We start from the raw sequence: 20,005 nt of genomic DNA, 5'->3' as shown, positions 1-20,005 counted from the left end.
GGCCGAAATTGAAAACGGGATCAGGGCTTGGGTAGCAAACGTTGCAACTGCAGGTCGAACCAAGTGCCAAATGCCGGCGTGGGTTGTGCTTCTACAGCCAGGTACCACCAGTTCTCGGCGGCAAAAGAGCGGCACTTCACCGCATCCTTCTCGGTCATGATCAGCGGCAGTGGCGGTGTGAAGGCAAGGTTTCGGGCATTGAATTGCGCGTGGTCGGCAAAGGGATGCGGCAGCGGCTGCCAGCCTAGGCCCTGCAAGGTATTGAAAAAACGCTGCGGGTTACCAATGCCGGCCACCGCATGCAGGCGCTGGCCTGCGGGAAAATGGTCGAGTGCACGGCGCTCGCCCGTGCGCAGGTTGACCAACGCGCTGGGCTGCAGGCGAAAACCGAAGCCCTCAGCACTGTCTTGTGCTGCACCATTGAACAATGCCGCGTCGGCCGCTTTCAGACGCTCGACAGGCTCGCGCAAGGGGCCGGCCGGTAGGCATCGGCGATTGCCCAGGCCGCGGGCTGCGTCGATCAATACCAATTCCAGGTCTCGCGCCAGGCGGTAGTGCTGCATGCCGTCGTCACACAGAATCAAGTCCAGGGGTTCGCTGACCAGCAGGGCCTGCACCGCACGTGCGCGGTCCGGATCGATCATCAGCGGCACACCGGTACGTTGCACGATCAACAGCGGCTCGTCGCCTGCCTGTTCGGCCGCCTGATCGGCCGCCACCCGCCAAGGGAACTGCGGCGGCTTGGCGCCATAGCCACGGCTGACCACTCCCACCCTCAACCCCCGCTGGCGGCAGTGCTCGATCAGCCAGAGAATCATAGGGGTCTTGCCGGTACCGCCAACGGTGATGTTTCCCACCACGACGACGGGCACCGGAGGGCGATAGCTGGCGCGTTTGTCATTGAGAAAACGCCTGCGCTTGCGTTTGACCACCCAGCGGTACAGCGCTTCCAGCGGACGCAGCAATGCCAGTGCCGGGTGGCCGGTGTACCAGGCAGCAAGCAGGCGATCGGCTAGTGTCATCAGGGTGTGCTCTGGGCCGCCTCGACGGTGGTCATGCGCAATTGGCTGAAGCCGAGCTTGCCGGCAGCATCCATTGCGGTGACCACAGCCTGGTGCGGGGTCTTGCCGTCGGCACTGATGGCCAGGGGCAGCTTGTTGTCGCCACCTGATTCACGCTCGATGGCCTCGCTGAGGGTGGCCAGATCGCTCTTGGGCAGCAGATGGTTGTTGACCGAGTACACCCCTTCGGCACTGATGGTGATTTCTACCAGCTTGCCCTCATCGCCCGGTGCACGCTCGGCGCTGGCCGCTTCGGGCAACTCGACGCGTAGCTGGGTTTCGCGGGTGAACGTGGTGGTGACCACGAAGAACAGCAACAGCACGAACACCACGTCGATCAACGACGCCAGGTTGATGTCGATATTCTCGCGCTGGCGATTGCGCCGAAACTTCACGCCTTGCCTCCAGCCACTTCCACCTCGCGGTCACCCTGAATCACTTCCACCAGCTTGATTGCCTCCTGCTCCATACCGACCACCAGCTCGTCGATACGGCGCAGCAGAAAGCGGTGGAAGAACACCGCCGGGATACCCACCATCAGCCCGGCCGCCGTGGTTACCAGCGCCTTAGAAATGCCACCCGCCAGCACCGCGGCGTTGGCGGTCATCTGCGACCCCATGAACGCGCTGAAGATGTCGATCATGCCCAGCACGGTGCCCAGCAGGCCCAGCAGCGGCGCCATGGCGGCGATGGTGCCCAGCGTGCTGATGTAGCGCTCGAGCTCGTGGATAACGCGTGAGGCGGCTTCCTCGATGCACTCTTTCATGATTTCGCGACCATGACGCGAGTTGGCCAGCCCCGCCGCGAGGATTTCGCCCAAGGGCGAGTCGGCACGCAGGGCCTTGAGCTTGTCACTGGTCAGTTGCTTGTCCTTGATCCACATCCACACCTGGCCCAGCAGGTGGGGCGGGCTGACCCGACTGGCGCGCAGGGTCCACAGGCGTTCGACGACGATAGCCATGGCGGCGATGGAACTCAGAATGATCGGCAGCATCATCCAACCGCCGGACTTGACCAATTCCCACACAGTAGAAGCCCTCTGGAAAAGGTCGCCACTTTACCATAGGCGCGGCAGGCGCTCATCAGCATTAACCACCCCTGGCGTCGCGCCAGAAGCGGCGCTGGCTGCGCATACCCTCGACCTCGCCTTGCGCACCGAGCACCAGACGCAACGCCCCCTCCACTGCCGTGTCGTGCAGGGTCATGCCATGCCTGCGATAGCGTTCGACCACCTGTGCATGGGGATGCCCGAAGCTGTTGTTGCGCCCGCGGGAAATCAGTACCCCACGCGGGGCCGCAGCGCGGATGAAGGCTTCGGTCGACGAACTGCGGCTACCGTGGTGCGGCGACTGCAGCCAGTCGATGCGTGGTGAATCCATGGCAGCCAGCCACGCACGTTCGGCTCCCGCCTCCATGTCACCGGCCAGCAGCAACCGCTCCCCCGACGCCTCGACCAGCAACACGCAGGAGCGGTCATTGCTGGTGCGCGCATCCGCCCAGCGCCACAGGGAAAAGCGAACCCCGTCCCACTCCCAGGACTCGCCACTGACGCAAGGCTGTAACTGAACCTCTTCCAGCGGCTCACCGCCAATCGCCCGTCTGACTGGCAGCCCGCGCTGGATCGCACCTGCACCGCCGGCGTGATCGGCATGGGCGTGACTGACCAGCAGCACATCCAGGCTGTCGACCCCCAACTTGCCCAAGGTGGGCAACACGACCCGCTCACCCAGATCGCTTTCGCCCCTGGCCGGCCCGGCGTCATAGAGCAGACTGTGCTGCCGGGTGCGCAGCAACACCGCCAAGCCTTGGCCCACGTCCAGCTGCCAGACCTCGACCTGGCCGTGCGAGACCGGCTCCCTAGGCACCCAGAGCGCCAAAAGCATCACCGCGCCCAACCCACGCAGGGGCACACCCCGTGGCAGCAACAGCAGCAGTGCACCCAGGCATACCAGCAGCCAGGCCCACAACGGCGGTGCCGGAGGCACCCATGCCGGGCGCTGCTGGGCGACCAGTGCTAGCGCGCGAAACAAGACATCCAGCAGGCCGCCTGCCAGCCACAGCAATGCCTCACCTGCGTCGCCCAGCGGCAGCAACAAAGTGCCCAACAGCGCCAGCGGCAATACCGCCAGGCTCACCCACGGCACCGCCACCAGGTTGGCCAACGGGGCACTCAGGCTCACCGGCAAGCCCACGGCCAGCAGCACCGGGAGCAACCCGACGGCGATGACCCACTGCGCTCGCGTCCATGCCTGCCAGGGTCGCCAGGCCCCTAGCCGAGCACTGAAGCTGTAGATGAGCGTGGCCACGGCGCCGAATGACAGCCAGAAGCCTGGAAGCAGCGCCGCCAACGGCTCGAACAGCAAAACGGCAACCAAGGCAAGTAACAAGGGGTGGAACGCGCCAAGGTGACGAAAGCGCAGGCGCCACAACAGCACCACGGCCAGCATCAGACAGGCGCGCTGTACTGGCACCCCTGCCCCGGCCAGCCAGCCGTAAGCCAGCGCCGCACTCATGGCTAGCACACAGGCCCAAGGCAGCCACGGCAGCCGGGTGGGCCACAGCCCCCAGCGGGCTAACCACGCGACCACGGCATAGAGCAGACCCGCCACCAGGCCAATGTGCTGGCCTGAAATCACCAGCAGGTGCACGGTGCCGGTGGCCTGAAGCGCCTGCCAGTCTTCGCGCGCCAGGCCGGTCCCATCGCCCAGCACCAACGCCACCAACGCGGCTTGCCGACCATGGGCCTCGACCGCCAGCAGACGCTCGCGCAGGCCATCGCGCCACCCGACTGCCGCGGGCGTCAGTAACTGCCCGGCTTTCACCGCTCCGCTGGCGCCGACCCGACGTGCCAGCAGCTGCGCCTCCCGGTCGGGCCCGTGGGGGTTCAGAAGGCCGGTCGGCCGCTGCAGGGTGACGGCCAGGCGCCACTGCTCGCCGGCACGCAGTGGCGGCCCGTCAAACCAGCTCAATTGCAGTCGTTGCGGCAAATCGACACGCCGGGAATACGCGCCCTCAAGCTCGAAGCGAACGCCTTGTGCAGTGCGCGCCGGCAGACCGGCCACCCGCCCTTCCAGCCATAAGGTGCGACCATCGAGCCCTGGCGCCAGACGATCCTCCACGGCCTGCTTGGCAGACCAGCAGGCCCAGCAGAAGCCCAGCAGGAACAAACCCAATAACCAACCCCGGGTGAACAGACTGACGACGGCGCCCGCTGCAAGCATCAGCAGCCATCCGACCGATGGCAATTGAGGTACCAGGCAAAGACTGAGCAGACCAAGGGCGAGCGCCAACATCCCTGTGCGCATGAGGTAGAGCTCCAGAAGGTGAATCAACCTCTGAGGCATAGCCCACTTGCCGGCGCTGTTTGCTCAACAATTGTCACAAACTCTGAACGAGGCTGAACGCGAATCAGGGCATACTGCCCCGGTCAACGCCCCGGGAGCCCCCATGCCGCGCCGACTATTCAAACGCTTCATGCCGGACCCGAGCAGTATTCGGGAACACAAGTCCTTACGCTTTTTCGGCAAGTTGCTGCATGACCCGAACCTGTGGCACCTGAACCGTCATTCGGTAGCGCGAGCCATGGGCGTCGGCCTGTTCGCCGCATTGATCCCGATGCCCGCACAGATGCTGCTGGCCGCTGCGTTGGCCATCCCGCTGCGGGGTAACCTGCCGATTGCCGTCAGCCTGGTATGGCTGACCAACCCGCTGACCATGCCGCCGGTGTTCTTCGTTACCTACATGGTCGGTGCCTGGCTGATGCAGGTACCGCCACGCGCGCTGCCCGACGCGTTGACCTTCCAGTGGATCACTGAACAACTGTCGACGGTCTGGCAACCCTTCCTGCTCGGTTCAATCGTGTGCGCCGTACTGCTGGGTCTGCTCGGCTATTTCAGTACCCTGATGTACTGGCGCTGGTGGGTAGGCCGGCAATGGCGTCGTCGCCAATGCCGGTGCAAGGTTTCAGGCACGCATGCCCCGGCCGCTGACCAGCAGCCGCACGCACAACAGGTAGAGCACGGCGGTGGCCACCAACATGAACGTGATCGCCGTGCCGATGCTGATGTCCGACACCCCTAGAATGCCGTAGCGGAACGAATTGACCATGTGCAGCACAGGGTTGGCCAGCGATACGGTCTGCCAGAACGGTGGCAACAGGGTGATCGAGTAGAACACGCCGCCCAGGTAGGTCAGTGGAGTCAGCACGAACGTTGGGATGATCGAAATGTCGTCGAAATTGCGAGCGAACACCGCGTTGACGAACCCCAGCAACGAGAAGATGGTCGCCGTCAGTAGTACTACTACCACGGTCACACCCAGGTGGTGCACTTGCAGGTCGGTGAAGAACATCGACAGGATGGTGACGATCACCCCTACCGCCAAGCCACGCAGCACGCCACCCAGGGCATAACCCACCAGGATGGTGTGCGGCGATACCGGTGAGACCATCAGCTCTTCGATCGAGCGCTGGAACTTGCTACCGAAGAAGCTCGATACCACGTTGCCATAGGAGTTGGTGATCACCGACATCATGATCAGCCCCGGCACGATGTACTGCATGTAGGTGAACCCGCCCATGTCGCCAATCTGCCGGCCAATCAGGTTCCCGAAAATGACGAAATACAGGACCATGGTGATTGCCGGCGGCAACAGGGTCTGCGGCCAGATGCGCAGGAAGCGCCGCACTTCGCGATAGACGATGGTATTCAGGGCGACCCAGTTGGTGCGCAGCTCCACGCTCATACGGCCACCTTCGACAGGTTTTTTTCCACCAGGGCCACGAACAGCTCCTCGAGTCGGTTGGTCTTGTTGCGCAGGCTTTGCACTTCGATGTTCTGCAGGGCCAACTGGCCGAACAGGGCGGTGATGCCGATGTCTTTCTCTACCTGTACTTCCAGGGTGTGCGGGGTCAGCAGCCGGCACGGGTAACCCTGCAACACCGGCGCCGTGGCCAGGCCCTGCTTGATGTCGAGGACAAAGGTTTCGACATGCAGCTTGCCCAGCAGTTGGCGCATGCTGGTGTTCTCGACGATAGTGCCGTGGTCGATGATGCCGATATTACGGCACAGCTGCTCAGCCTCTTCCAGGTAATGGGTGGTGAGGATGATGGTGATACCTTTCTGGTTCAGCTCGGTGAGGAAGCTCCACATCGAACGGCGCAGCTCGATGTCCACGCCGGCGGTCGGCTCGTCGAGAATCAGCAAACGCGGCTCGTGGATCAGCGCACGGGCAATCATCAGCCGGCGCTTCATGCCGCCGGACAGCGAACGCGATGGCACGTCGCGCTTGTCCCACAGGCCCAGTTGGGTCAAGTACTGCTCGGCACGCGCCTTGGCGATCTTTGGCGGGATGCCATAGTAGCCAGCCTGGGTCACGACAATGTCGAAGCACTTCTCGAACTGGTTGAAATTGAACTCCTGTGGCACCACGCCCAGGCAACGCTTCAGCGCCGAGGGCTCGCGGTCGAGGTCGTGGCCGAACACATTGACCGTGCCGCTGGTTTTGTTCACCAAGGTGGAGAGGATGCCGATGGTGGTGGATTTGCCGGCGCCGTTGGGGCCGAGCAAGGCGAAGAAGTCCCCTTCGGCGACATCAAGGTCGATGCCTTTGAGGGCCTGAAAGCCGTTGCCGTAGGTTTTGGTCAGCTGTCGAATGGACAGGGCAGAACTCATAGCGGGTCACTTACCGAAAAATAAGGTGCAGGACACGCCAGATAAGGTCACTGGCGCAGTGAGTGCGGCCAATGGTGCAAGGCGCGGCCGCACAAGTACAGTCATGTGTATTGATAGTGACTATCGAAACAGCCGTAGTGTTCGATCAGGTCAGCGCAGTCATTACTGCAGCCTGGTAGGCCGGGCGGGCCTTGAGGCGTTCGTACCAGGCCTCCAGGTGGTGCATGGCCGGGCGCTCGATGGGCATTTCGAACCAGGCATAGACGAAACAACCCAGTGGGATGTCGCCCATGCCGATCTGGTCACCGGAAAGATAGGGCTGTGTGGCCAGGGTTTCGTCGGCAATGGCCAGCAACTGGGCGCACTGCTTGTGCGCAGCGTTGATCGCCACCCAGTCGCGCTGGTCTTCGGGGGTGCGCACCAGGCCCCAGAACAGCGGGCGGAACGGCGCTGCGAAGGATGAGGTGGCCCAGTCCATCCATTTGTCGGCCAAAGCGCGTTGGCGCGGGTCTTCCAGGTACCAACCTTGCTCGGTGCCATATTCGGCGCACAGGTAGCGGACAATGGTGTTGGACTCCCACAGGGTCAGGTCACCGTCTTCAAGCATGGGTACCAGGCCATTGGGATTGCGGGCGCGGTAGTGCGGCTCGTTGACCACGCCGAAGGCGCCGCCGGCGTCGATCGATTCGAAGTCCAGGCCCAGTTCCTGGGCGATCCACAGCGCTTTGCGCACATTGCTCGAATTCTTGCGGCCCCAGATCTTCAGCATGGCAACGTCCTTATGAATGCGGATGTTGCACAGTCTACTCCAGAGTTTTGTTGCCTGTACCGGCCCTTTCGCGGGCGTGCCCGCTCCTACAAGAATCGGGGCTTATCTGGGAACGGTGCCCCCCCCTGTAGGAGCGGGCACGCCCGCGAAAGGGCCAGTACAGGCAATCACCGGACTGAAACTCCCACCGCCACACCCTGTCACTGTTCTGACCCTGCCTTTCCCGGCGTTGCGTCTAAGCTGTCCGGAACGGCTCAAGCCCCCTGGTTCCAAGGAGGACCGATTATGTTGCTGTTGTGGTTGGTAGTGCTGGTGATAGGCGCGGCGTACCTCACGCACAGGCGCCTGGCACCCTTGCAGATTCTCGGCATCATGGCCGCCTATGTGCTGCTGATGGGCATTTTCAGCAGCGCTCCCGGCTGGCTGCTAGCACTGATCTGGCTCGTGCTGGCACTGAAAGGCGCCTTGTTGGCGCTGCCCAACTGGCGCCGCAAGGTGTTCACCGGCCCGGTTTTCAACTGGTTTCAGCGCACCCTGCCGCCCATGTCGCAAACCGAGCGTGAAGCCATCGACGCCGGTACCGTATGGTGGGACGGCGAACTGTTCAGCGGGCGCCCCGACTGGCGCACCTTGCTGGCCTACCCGGCACCCAAGCTGACCGACGAAGAGCAGGCCTTCATTGACGGCCCTACCGAACAACTGTGCGCCATGGTCAGCGACTGGCAGATCGGCCAGGACATGGACCTACCACCCGCGGCCTGGGCGCATATCAAACAGAATGGCTTCTTTGCCCTGATCATCCCCAAGCAGTACGGTGGCAAGGGTTTTTCCGCTTACGCCCACTCCCAGGTAGCGATGAAATTGGCCACCCGCAGCGGCGATCTGGCTTCCACGGTGATGGTTCCCAACTCGCTCGGCCCGGCCGAATTGCTGTTGCACTACGGCACCGATGAGCAACGCGACCACTACCTGCCACGCCTGGCCCGTGGCGACGACATTCCTTGCTTCGCACTCACCGGCCCGCTGGCCGGCTCCGACGCCGGCGCCATGCCCGACACTGGTGTGGTGTGCAAGAGCCAGTGGCAAGGCGAGGAAGTCGTCGGCCTACGCCTGAACTGGGAAAAGCGCTATATCACCCTAGGCCCGGTTGCCACGCTGCTGGGCCTTGCATTCAAGGCCTACGACCCGGACCACCTGCTAGGCGAGGAGGAAGAACTGGGCATCAGCCTGGCGCTGATCCCCACCGACACCCCCGGCGTGGACATCGGCAAACGCCACCTGCCGCTGGGCGCCGCCTTCATGAATGGCCCCAATAGCGGCAAGGACGTGTTCGTGCCACTGAGCTTCCTTATCGGTGGCCAGGCCATGCTCGGCAAAGGCTGGATGATGTTGATGAACTGCCTGTCGGTGGGCCGTTCCATCTCCCTGCCCGCCGTGGGCACCGGCGCCGCCAAGTACACCAGCCTGGTCACCGGCCAGTACGCCAACATCCGCGAGCAATTCAACGTGCCGCTGGCCGCATTCGAAGGTATCCAGGAATCGCTGGCACGCATCGGCGGCAACGCCTGGTTGATGGACAGCGCGCGCCTGCTGACGGCCAAAGCGGTGGACCTGGGCGAGAAGCCCTCGGTGCTGTCGGCGATCCTCAAGTACCACCTGACCGAGCGCGGCCGCGAATGCATCCAGCATGCCATGGATGTGCACGGCGGCAAGGGCATCATCATGGGCCCGAACAACTACCTGGGGCGTAACTGGCAAGGGGCACCGATCTTCATCACGGTCGAGGGCGCCAACATCCTCTCACGCAACCTGATGATCTTCGGTCAGGGCGCCATTCGCTGCCACCCGTTCGTACTCAAGGAAATGGCTCTGGCCCACCGTGAGGACCGCGACCAGGCGCTAAGAGAGTTCGATGACCTGTTGATGAAGCACATCATGTTCGCCGCCGGCAATGCGGCTAGCACACTGGTGTTCAATCTGGGACTGGGCCGCCTGGAAAGCGTACCAGGCGATACCCTCAGCCAAGGCTACTTCCGCGCCCTGAACCGCCAGGCCTCAGCCTTTGCATTGCTGGCGGACCTGTCGATGATGCTGCTGGGCGGCACCCTCAAGCGCCGCGAGCGCCTGAGTGCCCGGCTAGGCGATGTGCTGAGTTATCTGTACTTGTCCAGTGCGGCGCTCAAGCGTTATCACGACTTGGGCTCGCCCGAGCAGATGCAGCCATTGCTACGCTGGGCCATGGAAGAAAGCATGGGGCAGGCGGAAAAGGCCCTGGATAGGTTACTCGACAACTTCCCCAACCGCTTTGTCGGCTGTGCACTGAGGGCCCTGGTGTTCCCCTTCGGCCGTCGTCATACCGGGCCGAGCGATGAACTGGATGCAGAGGTAGCGGCGCTGATTGGGCGTAACAAGGGTGACCCAGCGCTGGAAGAGCTGCTCGCGGGCTGCTTCCGGCCACAGGCGGACGGTGACCCAGTGGCGGCACTGCAACGGGCTTGCGACTTGCTTGATGAGGCAGTGCCACTGCACAAGGCGCTGCACCTGGGGATCAAGGACGGCAAGGTACGGCCGGCACCTGGGCAGTCGGTGATTGATGCGGCCATCGAAAGCGGTGTGCTGCAGCCTGACGAAGGGCAACGGCTGCACGCAGCGGAACAGGCACGCCGGGCAGTGATCGATGTGGATGCCTTCGACAAGGAGCAATTGCTGCCAGCACCTGGCAAGGTGCGTTGATTGATGGGGGCGCTCTGCCTCCCCATCCCCAACCGGCGTATACTCCGCCTCCGTTTCAATCACCCCGAGGACCGCCCCATGGCCAATTCCCACCTGGATTACAACCTGCAACTGCTTAACCACCTGCGTACCATCCTGGTGGCTTTGGGCGAAGCCGAGCAGGTACCCGAGGAAAGCCACGCCCTGTTCCTCGAACGCTTCGACGAACTACTGACCCTGCTGCCGCAAAACCCGCTGAAAAGTCAATACCTGGGGCAAGACCTGATCTGCCAGGTGATCCAGCGTTACCCACAGATCGCTCATCTTGTACCCAGGGATCTACTGTGGTTCTTTGGCGGCGACTGCTTGCATTTCATGCCCGATGACGAACTGGACCTGTATCAACGTCTTGAAGAGCGCCGCTACGAAGCCGAGCAGAACGATGAACCGTTCGACTGGAACCAGGAAAAACAGATGCTGAGCCTGCAGCCCGGCCCTCCTCACTGACTTTATCCGCTTGGGGCGATGCGCCTCGGGCAGCCCTGGTCACGCTTGCTGTAGCCGCAACGCGTCGTACGCAGACAGCAATGGCAATGGAATGATCGTCACCGCGAAGCGCCACTCAACAACATTGCGCGTATCCAGAGCCATCACCACCGTGACATCACTCGGCGCTGTCGACGCAGGCGTGAACACACCTTGCGCCGATACCACACCGTTGCCTGCAAGGATGTGCCACTCAACATCCTCGGCCGGCACTGCGGTTTCTTCCATGTCGAGGTTGAAATACCAGCAGTTCAGTTGCAACGCATTGCCTGCAAGGGTAAATCGGATGAAATGCGTCGGATACACGAATGTCGTGACGAAAGATACCGAGTCACTCATCCCATCTCCCGCCGCCGTCAGCACATCGGTACGTGCTGGCACCCGGGGAAAACTAGCCCTGGTAGCGGCTGGGATCAAGGTTTCTCCCGGTACACTGAAGGCGACACCGGGTGGCTTGAGGGCAGGTACGTAGAAGTGATCAGTACCCTCTTTGACAAGGGTACCGCCTGCATCACCCGTCACACTCCAATTGACACCAGGCATTGGTAGATAGACGAAACCAAGCCGCTCCTTTGCATCCCCTGCATGGAAAACTTGTGAGTACGGTGAAATTTTGTACGTCACGGCTGAGATAGCCGACTCAGCGGGCTTCAATGACTTCTTGTCGACACTCCTGTAGCCGACGAATATCGACTCCCCGTCATCCATTACGCCAACCAATTCAGTCGACCCCGGTGGGGTCACCAAATCGCCAACGAATGTGCTGTCCACAGGTGCTCTACCTGCCCCCATCTCTGGGAAATTTTTTTCTGGAAAATAGCCAAACAAGGCTGCATCTGATGCGGGAGCGAGCGCGATGGGTTGCTGCACCCCGCTTACCAAACTGTCATAGGCAACGGGCCGCTGCTGAAAAATAAAATGCCGGACGGACCGGTTTTCGTCTGGAATCATGTAGATATAAAGATCTTGCAGCTTCGCACTTTCAGGGCGCGGCATGATCGCAATGTCAATTTTCTTTCTCTGGTCATAATATTCAATATACTCGGGAGGCGCTGCAGTCTCGACAGTTGAGTCCTTCGTGTCGTAAAAGCCATAGTCGGCCCCACCCGTCCATTCGAAACTCAGCACACTTTGACCTTGCGCCCGGTACCGGAGGTAGCACTCTAGCACTGGTAACGTGGCTGAGAATCTCACGGAGGCGCCAAAGTTGATCTCCGTCAAGCGCAGGATCTGTTCCGCGCCCAAGTTGGAGAGTCTCTTCGTAAACATGAGGTATTCATGGGATGAATGAATAATCAACTTATTGTAATCACCCCATGACAGTATTTCGATTTTGGAAAACTTCCTCAGCAACGCCTCTGCCCCCTCGCGCCCCATTAAAGCAGGCGGCCGAGTCTTTACAAACGACTCAATCAGAAAATCACTATTAGCGTCTGTTAGCCACAGCGCATTAATCCAAAATGCATTCGTGAACATTGTGCACACCGCCTCCGTAGACGGTGAGCCGACGCCAGTCGCTTCATCATTTTTGTTTTTTTTCACCTCAGAGCCCCCTGCCTGGTATGAGCGCCAATTACCCCACTCCAAAAAAATCGAGTCAACTGGCATTTTTATCAGTCGCCAGACAAAGTTTAGTCTCACAGTGCAACTGTGCTGCCCCGCCTACATAGCCTTTACGGTTTGGCAACTGGTATTTCTATCAGTTGACGCAACCACACGGCCCTTCCACGCTCTATGAAACAGACCATGGAAACAGCACCACCTTCCATCGAACAACTGCTGTAGAACCGGGAGAGAACATCGGCGCAAGCCAATCGGACTTCAGATTTTTCCTACATACGAACCACAAACAAACTCGCACGCTGTGCACCGTCGCATTTAGCGATGCTTGGCAGCCTTACTCAATATCCACCTGACACACTCTAACCTGGAGCTCCCAATGAAAAAAACTCTCCTGGCCTTAACACTTGGCCTGGCCAGCAACGCCGCATTAGCCAACACTGGCTCGATCAACTTCTACGGCCAGGTGCATGCCGGGACGTGCCCGATCGAAATCATCGACCCGTCGACAGGCCTGCCGGTAGCCCGCGTCAACATGGGCAACGTCAGTGTTTCGCAGTTCACCGCCGTTGGCGATGAAGCGGCATCTCGCGCCTTCGGCATGCGTGTCACCCCAGGCGCTGGTTGCGTCGTTGCCCCTGGTAGCAATGCCACTGTCACCTTTACTGCCGCCTATGGCGGCGCCGGCACAGGTGGTACGTTGTATGCATTGGAACCAGGCGGAGCCAACAACCTGGCCTTGATCATCAAGGACAATGCCGGCACCCCCGTGGATAACGGCCTGGCCTCCAAGGATTACCCACTGGATGCCACGAACCCTACCACCATGATCTTCTCTGCGGCCTATAAATCCATAGGTACCGCCGTGACGGCCGGGACGGCTAACACCGATGTGCAATTTCTGGTCGATATTCCATGAGAACGCGCCTCAGGCGAGCTGATACCGCCTGAGGCTTCCTCATATCATTCAGAAGGTATCTTCAGATGAAGATTCACCCGCGCCGCCTCGCATTGGGTATTTACTTGGCAGCCACCCTGCAGACTACTCAGGCAGCGCTCACCGTCAATACCACGCGAGTCGTGTTCGACAGCGACAAACGCAGCACCTCGGTGGTGATAGCCAATCCCAGCCCTCGCCCCTACGCGGTGCAAAGCTGGGTCAACACCGCCAAGGACGATACAGACACACCCGTCCCGCTGGTGACCTCTCCCGGTTTGTTCCGTCTGGACCCGAGCAAAGAGCAGATGGTGCAGATCAACCACCTGCCCAACGCGCTGCCTAATGACAGGGAAACACTGTTCTACCTCAATGTTCAGGAAATCCCCGAGGTCATCCCTGATGATGTGAACGTCCTCAATATCGCACTGCGTACGCGCCTCAAGCTCTTCTATCGCCCCAGCCAATTGACTGACCGGCCCGCCGACCGCATCGGCGAGCTAAAATGGTCCGTACGTCAAGGCCCTGGACGTGTCCAGCTGGTAGTCGATAACCCGACACCCTTCCATTACACGTTCGGCCGCCTGGAAGTCAGCGCTGCAGGTGCGACAGAGGCTATACAGGCCATGGCCATGGCGCCACCGTTTGGCCAGCAGGTCTATGACCTTGCCCGGATCAAATCGCTCAGAGGCTTGCAGTTGACCTTTACCACCATCAATGACTACGGGGTCGCTACTCCGGTGATGCAGAAGGCGCTGTCCAGCCGCCCCTGAGCACTCCCACCCGACACCTGCAAGCGAGCCCTATGGGCTCGTTTGCCATTGTGACTCAAGAAATCAAGGAGCTTTCCATGAAGCCTCTCGTCATTGCCTTTGCGCTCGCAATGGCCTGTCAACAGGCGTTTGCGAACAGCGGCTCGATCAACTTCTTCGGCCAGGTGAGCAGCGGGACCTGTGCGATTGAAGTCATCGACCCTTCGACAGGTCTGCCTGCTTCCAGAATCTACATGGGCACAGTGCGCACAGCCCAATTCAAGCAAGCAGATGACGAGGCCGCCAACCGCGCCTTCGGCTTGCGCCTTACACCGGGCGGTGGCTGTATACTGCTGCCAGGGGCCAATGCCCGCGTGACCTTTACCGGGAACTATGGCGGCGCTGGCGCCAGCGGTACACTGTATGCTCTGGAACCAGGTGGTGCTACGGGTTTGGCCTTGATCATCAAGGACAACACAGGCACACCAGTAGACAACGGAATAGCCTCCAAACAGTACCCCCTGTATGACACCAAACCCACCGACATGCTGTTTTCTGCTGCCTACAAAGCGATCGATAGGCAGGTAACCGCCGGCTTTGCCAACAGTGATGTGCAGTTCAGGGTGGACATACCGTAAGCGTTACTGGGGTCAATTTGCTTGAGTATTCGCTTAACCGAGGGGGCACGGGGGTGTCAGAAATTTTGTGTTCGGTCATAACATGCGTAAGAGGTGCATGTATGCCCACCAAAAAGAAACCCCTGCGTGACCTACCAAAAATTCCCAAGGAGCTGCTCGAGCAGTTCGGTGAGGGGCTGATGACCGCAGAGGCTATCGAAGACGCTTCTGCGGCCTTCAAGAAGGCTTTGATCGAGCGAGCATTGAGTGCTGAGCTCGGTCGCCACTTGGGGTATCCGCCGGGCGCGCAGCGCCCAGAGGATGAAACCAACCAGCGCAACGGCAAAATGGGCAAGACGGTTCTAAGGGGTGATGGCTCGCTGCGGCTGGAGATTCCCCGCAATCGGGATGGCAGTTTTGCCCCTATTCTGATCCCCAAGCATGAGCGGCGTTCCACCGGTATTGATGACAAAATCATCGCCATGTATGCCCGTGGCATGACCGTTCGCGAAATCCGAGCTTTCCTCTTTGAGCAATACGGGACGGACGTTTCCCATGACTTCATCAGCTCAGTCACAGACGAGGTGATGGAGGAAATTGGTGCGTGGCAACAGCGACCGCTTGAGCCGATGTACCCAGTTATTTTCTTCGATGCGCTGCGGGTCAAGATCCGAGAAGAAGGCCTTGTCCGCAACAAGGCGATTTACTTGGCGCTGGGTGTTTTACCCGATGGAACGCGCGATATTCTTGGCATCTGGATCGAAAACACCGAGGGTACGAAGTTCTGGATGAAGGGCTTCAATGACCTCAAGACCCGCGGCCATAGAGGACGTGCTGATTGCCGTGACCGACGGTCTCAAAGGCATGCCAGAGGCGCTAAGCGCAGTGTTTCCGGCGACAACGCTGCAAACATGCATCGTCCGCTTGATCCGCAACAGCCTCGATTACGCGGCGTGGGACAAGCGCCGTGAGCTGGCCAAGGCGCTTAAACCGGTCTATCAAGCCATCAACGCAGAAGCGGCTAAGCAAGCACTGGATGACTTTGAAAAAGGCCCTTGGGGTAAGCAGTACCCAACGGTGGGGGCGGCCTGGAGACGCGCCTGGGATCGGGTGATTGCATTCTTTGTCTTCCCGCCTGCCATTCGAAAAGTGATCCATACGACCAACGCTATCGAAAGCATCAACGCTCAGCTACGCAAGATCATCAAGACCCAGGGCCACTTCCCGACGGATGACGCAGCGACCAAGCTGATCTGGCTTGGGCTGCGTAACATCACGGCAAACTGAGGCTCGGCGGCTCATGACTGGAAAAGTGCGATGAATCAATTCGCGATTCTGTACGGAGATCGGTTTATCAGGCCGACCTAATAAAAGCATGGCCCGCCTGACGGCAGGCCGTTATCGGCCCGCACACAAAAAAACTGACACTCTCAGGGGCACCAGCTCCTCGGCCCGATCTTCACTTCATCTGCCCTTATACCTCCTGGCCTGACAACCTGTCCAAAGGATCGTAACTGTAACCACTGCCGTCATAGCTGCTCAGGCGGCCCAGGGCGTCGTACTTCAGCGTCTTGCCCTTGTCATCGAGGCTCATATTGCCGTCCTTGTCGTATTGCAATGTGAAGTCTGCATAGTCGGAATGGGTATTCCGCACGCCACTCAATTGCGCAGGGTCTTCATTGTCGAATAGATAGGTAGCCTCGTTACTGCCCTTGCTGCCGTCCTCTTCCTCGAATTCGGTCAGCACCCAGGTGATGTTATCGAGCGCATCAAATTCGAAATACTGCTGACGAATAGTCTTCCCAGCCGGGTCGGTCGGGCTATGGGAAACCAGCCCATCGCAACTGTATTCCTCCAGCCGACCACGCAGGTCGTACTTGAATGTTTCCTCACGCAAGACAGTGCCATTATCACTCAAGCGTTTTGACGTGATCTGGTCGAGCACGCTGTATTCCTGCGCCAGCTCCTGTACTCCCTGCACCAAAAGCCCGGCCTCTGCAACCAGCGCCTGCACACGTTCATTGGCGAACTTAAAGCCTTCGATCGGCGCTTCAGCCACGCTACTGAGGAACACAAACCGACGCAGGCATTCGCGCCCTTGGTGATCGTACTCCAGCTCGGTGGCTAGTCCTTGAGTGCCATCCAGGGTGAGTATGCATTGGGAATTGCTCAGCCCGTCATAGAAGAACCAACTGCTTGTGCTCCCCAGTGCAGTAAACTCCAACAGGCCGCTGGGATAATAATCGTAGGTCTGCGTCTGGCCGAGAACGTCCTTATAGAACAACTGGCGCCCCAACAGGCTGGTGCCGTACTCCATGGTATAGGTTTCGTCGCCGATCACGCGGGTTTCCTGCTTGATTTCGCCGGTACTGAAATAGACGCGGCTCAATTCCTCTCCCTCCTCCTTGCAGTGGGTAAGCCGGGCGTTGAGCGGGTCGAATGTATAGTCGGCCTGCTTACCCGGAATGCGCCGTAGTTGAGGCTCCTCACCCAGTTGAGGAAGGTATTCATACTCGATGACATTGCCAGCGGCTGTCCGCACCTTGCTCGGTTTGATCTGGCCAGGCTCATAGTGCATGTGTCGCGCCCGTCCGCCGGTAACAGAGGTGATCATACGGTTCAGACCGTCGAAAACCTGCTCGCCTAGCAGGACACCCTTGACACTGATACTGATCGGCAAGTCTTCACTGCTGTGCACGGCATAGTCGCGATGCACCACCGACCTGTCCGCCAGTGTCTGGTCCACCAGGCGGCCGAAAGCGTCATAGCTGGAGCGGGTAACGGCTTTACGCGCATCGATCTCCCGTACATTGCGCCCCAAGCCGTCATAGAAGTACTCATGCGTGGCGTACATTTTATCCGCCAGGTCAAAGCGCTGCACTTGGGCAGGCTGCTCGAACAGGTTCAACCAGGTGATGGTCTTGCCCAGGCTCAGCTTGCCATCTGCAGACTCGCTCCACTCGGTTTGGGTGGGCAGATTGCCCTCGGGGTCGGTCCCGTAAGGGTTGGACCCGATCGGGTCATGCTCCTGGAACCGCTTGACCCCGTCCGGCCCTGTCTCGCAACGCTGTACGCCCCAATCGTCGTAGGCATACTGGGTCGCCAACGGCATTTGCTGGTCGCCTTTCCAGTCGTATTCAATTGCCTCGGTCAACTGGCCAAGTTCATCGTAGGTAAACGAGCTGCGTGGGCGAAAGACTTGACGCAGGCGGACATCTTCTGCGTCGACGTCAGCATCGTGCCGCTCTTCGCAGACCACTCGCCCCAGGCCATCAATGTATGAGTTGATGGCAACTCCCTTGACGTCTATGCGGGTTTGCACGGCCTGACCACCCGGTGCGCTCACAAGCCCGTACCTGTAGATGCGAGATGCCGTATACGCACCGTCATTGGGTGACACCGTCTCACGAACCACACGGCGTAACGCATCGTAGGCGTACTCGATTTCAACATCGTTGTCATCGCGATTGAGCAACGGCTCGCCAATGAGCATCGAATGCTTCAGCGTGATCACCTTGCAAACATGGCGCGGCTCGCCAGTTTCTTGGTCGATACTCCCATGATCAAAGCCGGTCACCTGCTGCTCAGTGACCAGCACAGGGTGCCCGTTGAGATCGTCCAAGCTGTACGTAAAACCGGTCGTGGTAGTTTTACCGCCCATGACCAGGGTTTCCAGCGAGGAACGCCCATGGCGCAGCAAGTCGGCAGGGTCATCGACCGGGGTCATGGTGGTCACTTTCAACGCTGCCTGCTCTACCTCGCCAACGACTTCACACAGGCTTTCCTGCGTGAGGACCAGCCAACCGGACGCCGACTGTTTGATCGAGGCACCCGGATAAGCTACCCGAGCGAGCGCCTTGTACTGGAAGCTTTTTCGCAGTACCGGCGCAGGCTCGTCGCCAACCGCTGCGGGATGTTCCGTCACGCTCTTCTGGTTGCGTACGAAGCCGTCCGGGTCGTCTTCGGCAGGGTAATACGCGATCACGGTGCGCTGCCCGGAGGGCAGGATCTGCTCGACCAAATTGCCATGCAGGTCATATACGGTCCTTGTGGCAGGCTCTTGGCGAAACCTGGAAGCATCCCCCAGCAGTGACCACGCCTGGGTCTGCTCCAGCGGTAACTGGAAGTTACGCGGCTGATTCTCGAACTCAGTCGTTACATTGCCGTGATACGTCGTGCTGTTGACAAGTTGGTTCTTGCCTTGCACCACGACCTCACCCACCTGCAAGTGAAAACGGTTGTACGTGCGATGGGTGGTGCGCAATACCTGGTCCTTGCCATCCGCACCTTTACCCCATTGAGACGCCGTGCTGCCATACAGGTAGGTGGAGCGGGCGCGATAGAGGTTGTCCTCACCATCGTCACGCCAGCTGACACCGCTGCCGTTACCGACGAAGTTGTTCGGCGCCTCAATGCTGTCTTGCAGAACGGTGTAGGTGTAGCTGGTTTTCATCGACGGCTGGCCGCCGCCAGGGTGGACCGTATGCGAGGTCACACGCGGTATCGCCGCACGGGTTCCACCGCCTGGCAGCAGATGGCCTGTATCACCGTCCTCACCGTAGTGGATATCTTCCACACTACCGTAGGGTGTCGAAACCTTGGCCAGGCAGGTCAGACCAAAAGACGTGGTGTATTCGAACCGCCAGTTGCCACCCACTTCGGCCGGCAAGTCGACCTGACGCAACTGCTCATTGACCAGGCTGAGCTTGTATTCGGCGACCGGCTTGCCGCCATTGGCCCCAGGATGCAGCTTGAGTGTTACCGTGCTGCCATAGCTGATTTCCAGCAACGCCTGACCCGTGCCGTCGACAATGCGCTCCAGCCTTTGGTTGGCGGTGTAGCTCAACAGAATCCGGTGGCCCGAAGCGGCGCGAACCTCAGACGGCAGTGCAACAAGATTATCCCCGGTACCGTACTCGCTCAGCACTTCTTCCATATAGGACTTGTGCACCACACGGTATTGTTTCTTGCCCCCTTCACTGTCGTCGAAAAAACGAAAGCTTTCGAGTTTTCTTTCCTTGATGCCCGGCTCTGCACCAGACCCGGTCACCTTGAAACTTTCTCCGGTGTGAAGCCGCAACATGCGCGTAGCCGGCACGTATTGAGTAAGGTCGATATACCACCCCCGGCCAAAGCCGACATTCTTGTCGCTGAATGTATTGAACACCAGGCGAATGGGCAGCTCTGGACCGACCTGGTAATTACCAACAAGGGACGGCAAGTTGATACTTAGCGCATACTGGCCAGTACGTGGGTCGACTTTTTGCTCAACGGGGAGCGCATTCAGTGCATTGGAGTGAAGTACGGTTTCAATGGCCATCTTGTTTATCATCCGAAAAAGAATGGTGGGCTCACCTCGGCACACCCATGCACCCAGGT

Annotated in this window: 15 protein-coding genes and 1 pseudogene; 7 read left to right on the top strand and 9 right to left on the bottom strand. The window is 59.9% G+C overall.

What is annotated here, in order from left to right; genetic code table 11:
* Positions 1–20: 20 nt before the first annotated feature.
* The 4 genes from lpxK to CWR53_RS06855 form a co-directional block, all read right to left on the bottom strand.
* The gene (lpxK, locus tag CWR53_RS06870; RefSeq protein WP_058605754.1) at positions 21–1,022 is read right to left on the bottom strand and encodes a tetraacyldisaccharide 4'-kinase; all 1,002 of its coding nucleotides are present in this window, start codon (positions 1,020–1,022) and stop codon (positions 21–23) included.
* On the bottom strand, positions 1,022–1,456 hold the full coding sequence (locus tag CWR53_RS06865; protein WP_100851112.1) for a biopolymer transporter ExbD: 435 nt from the start codon (positions 1,454–1,456) through the stop codon (positions 1,022–1,024). The genes lpxK and CWR53_RS06865 overlap by 1 nt, the downstream gene beginning before the upstream one ends.
* Positions 1,453–2,088: a MotA/TolQ/ExbB proton channel family protein gene (locus CWR53_RS06860; RefSeq protein ID WP_027919457.1), complete on the bottom strand. Its 636-nt coding sequence runs from the start codon at positions 2,086–2,088 to the stop codon at positions 1,453–1,455. Before CWR53_RS06860 ends, CWR53_RS06865 begins: the two co-directional genes overlap by 4 nt.
* Positions 2,089–2,149: 61 nt before the next feature.
* Entirely contained in the window at positions 2,150–4,366 is a 2,217-nt protein-coding gene (locus CWR53_RS06855; RefSeq protein ID WP_100851111.1) for a DNA internalization-related competence protein ComEC/Rec2, read from the bottom strand.
* 142 nt (positions 4,367–4,508) lie between these two features.
* Here CWR53_RS06855 and CWR53_RS06850 point away from each other — a divergent pair, with 142 nt between their 5' ends.
* Positions 4,509–5,141: a DUF2062 domain-containing protein gene (locus CWR53_RS06850; protein WP_138031813.1), complete on the top strand. Its 633-nt coding sequence runs from the start codon at positions 4,509–4,511 to the stop codon at positions 5,139–5,141.
* Here CWR53_RS06850 and CWR53_RS06845 read toward each other — a convergent pair.
* The 3 genes from CWR53_RS06845 to CWR53_RS06835 all read right to left on the bottom strand — a co-directional run bounded on the left by CWR53_RS06845 (position 5,025) and on the right by CWR53_RS06835 (position 7,502).
* A complete protein-coding gene (locus CWR53_RS06845) occupies positions 5,025–5,804 on the bottom strand; it encodes an ABC transporter permease (protein WP_100851110.1) in 780 nt (259 codons plus the stop codon). The genes CWR53_RS06850 and CWR53_RS06845 overlap by 117 nt on opposite strands.
* Positions 5,801–6,733, bottom strand: coding sequence for an ABC transporter ATP-binding protein (locus tag CWR53_RS06840; protein WP_100851109.1), 933 nt, complete (start codon positions 6,731–6,733; stop codon positions 5,801–5,803). The genes CWR53_RS06845 and CWR53_RS06840 overlap by 4 nt, the downstream gene beginning before the upstream one ends.
* 145 nt (positions 6,734–6,878) lie before the next feature.
* Positions 6,879–7,502, bottom strand: a complete 624-nt coding sequence (locus CWR53_RS06835; protein ID WP_058605759.1) for a glutathione S-transferase — start codon at positions 7,500–7,502, stop codon at positions 6,879–6,881.
* A gap of 285 nt (positions 7,503–7,787) precedes the next feature.
* Between CWR53_RS06835 and CWR53_RS06830 the strand changes: the two genes are divergently transcribed.
* Positions 7,788–10,235 carry an acyl-CoA dehydrogenase gene (locus tag CWR53_RS06830; RefSeq protein ID WP_100851108.1) on the top strand — a complete coding sequence of 816 codons (2,448 nt, stop codon included), beginning with the start codon at positions 7,788–7,790 and terminating at the stop codon, positions 10,233–10,235.
* A gap of 78 nt (positions 10,236–10,313) precedes the next feature.
* Positions 10,314–10,721, top strand: coding sequence for a PA2817 family protein (locus tag CWR53_RS06825; RefSeq protein ID WP_058605761.1), 408 nt, complete (start codon positions 10,314–10,316; stop codon positions 10,719–10,721).
* Positions 10,722–10,760: 39 nt separating this feature from the next.
* Here CWR53_RS06825 and CWR53_RS06820 read toward each other — a convergent pair whose 3' ends face one another.
* The gene (locus tag CWR53_RS06820; RefSeq protein ID WP_138031812.1) at positions 10,761–12,302 is read right to left on the bottom strand and encodes a hypothetical protein; all 1,542 of its coding nucleotides are present in this window, start codon (positions 12,300–12,302) and stop codon (positions 10,761–10,763) included.
* 397 nt (positions 12,303–12,699) lie between these two features.
* Between CWR53_RS06820 and CWR53_RS06815 the strand changes: the two genes are divergently transcribed.
* The 4 genes and pseudogenes from CWR53_RS06815 to CWR53_RS06800 all read left to right on the top strand — a co-directional run bounded on the left by CWR53_RS06815 (position 12,700) and on the right by CWR53_RS06800 (position 15,994).
* Positions 12,700–13,239, top strand: coding sequence for a fimbrial protein (locus CWR53_RS06815; protein ID WP_058605763.1), 540 nt, complete (start codon positions 12,700–12,702; stop codon positions 13,237–13,239).
* Positions 13,240–13,304: 65 nt separating this feature from the next.
* Complete coding sequence (locus CWR53_RS06810; RefSeq protein ID WP_058605764.1) at positions 13,305–14,030, top strand: molecular chaperone; 726 nt, start codon at positions 13,305–13,307, stop codon at positions 14,028–14,030.
* A 32-nt stretch (positions 14,031–14,062) separates the two neighbouring features.
* Positions 14,063–14,647: a fimbrial protein gene (locus CWR53_RS06805; protein ID WP_258313215.1), complete on the top strand. Its 585-nt coding sequence runs from the start codon at positions 14,063–14,065 to the stop codon at positions 14,645–14,647.
* A gap of 101 nt (positions 14,648–14,748) precedes the next feature.
* A pseudogene (locus tag CWR53_RS06800) lies at positions 14,749–15,994 on the top strand (IS256 family transposase).
* A gap of 106 nt (positions 15,995–16,100) precedes the next feature.
* On the opposite strand, the gene CWR53_RS06795 reads toward CWR53_RS06800, so the two are convergent.
* Complete coding sequence (locus tag CWR53_RS06795) at positions 16,101–19,946, bottom strand: RHS repeat domain-containing protein (RefSeq protein WP_181405470.1); 3,846 nt, start codon at positions 19,944–19,946, stop codon at positions 16,101–16,103.
* Between the last annotated feature and the right edge of the window lie 59 nt (positions 19,947–20,005).

Source organism: Pseudomonas sp. SGAir0191 (genome assembly GCF_002812565.2).
Classification (GTDB): domain Bacteria; phylum Pseudomonadota; class Gammaproteobacteria; order Pseudomonadales; family Pseudomonadaceae; genus Aquipseudomonas; species Aquipseudomonas parafulva_B.
This window is presented reverse-complemented; position numbering and strand designations above follow the sequence as displayed.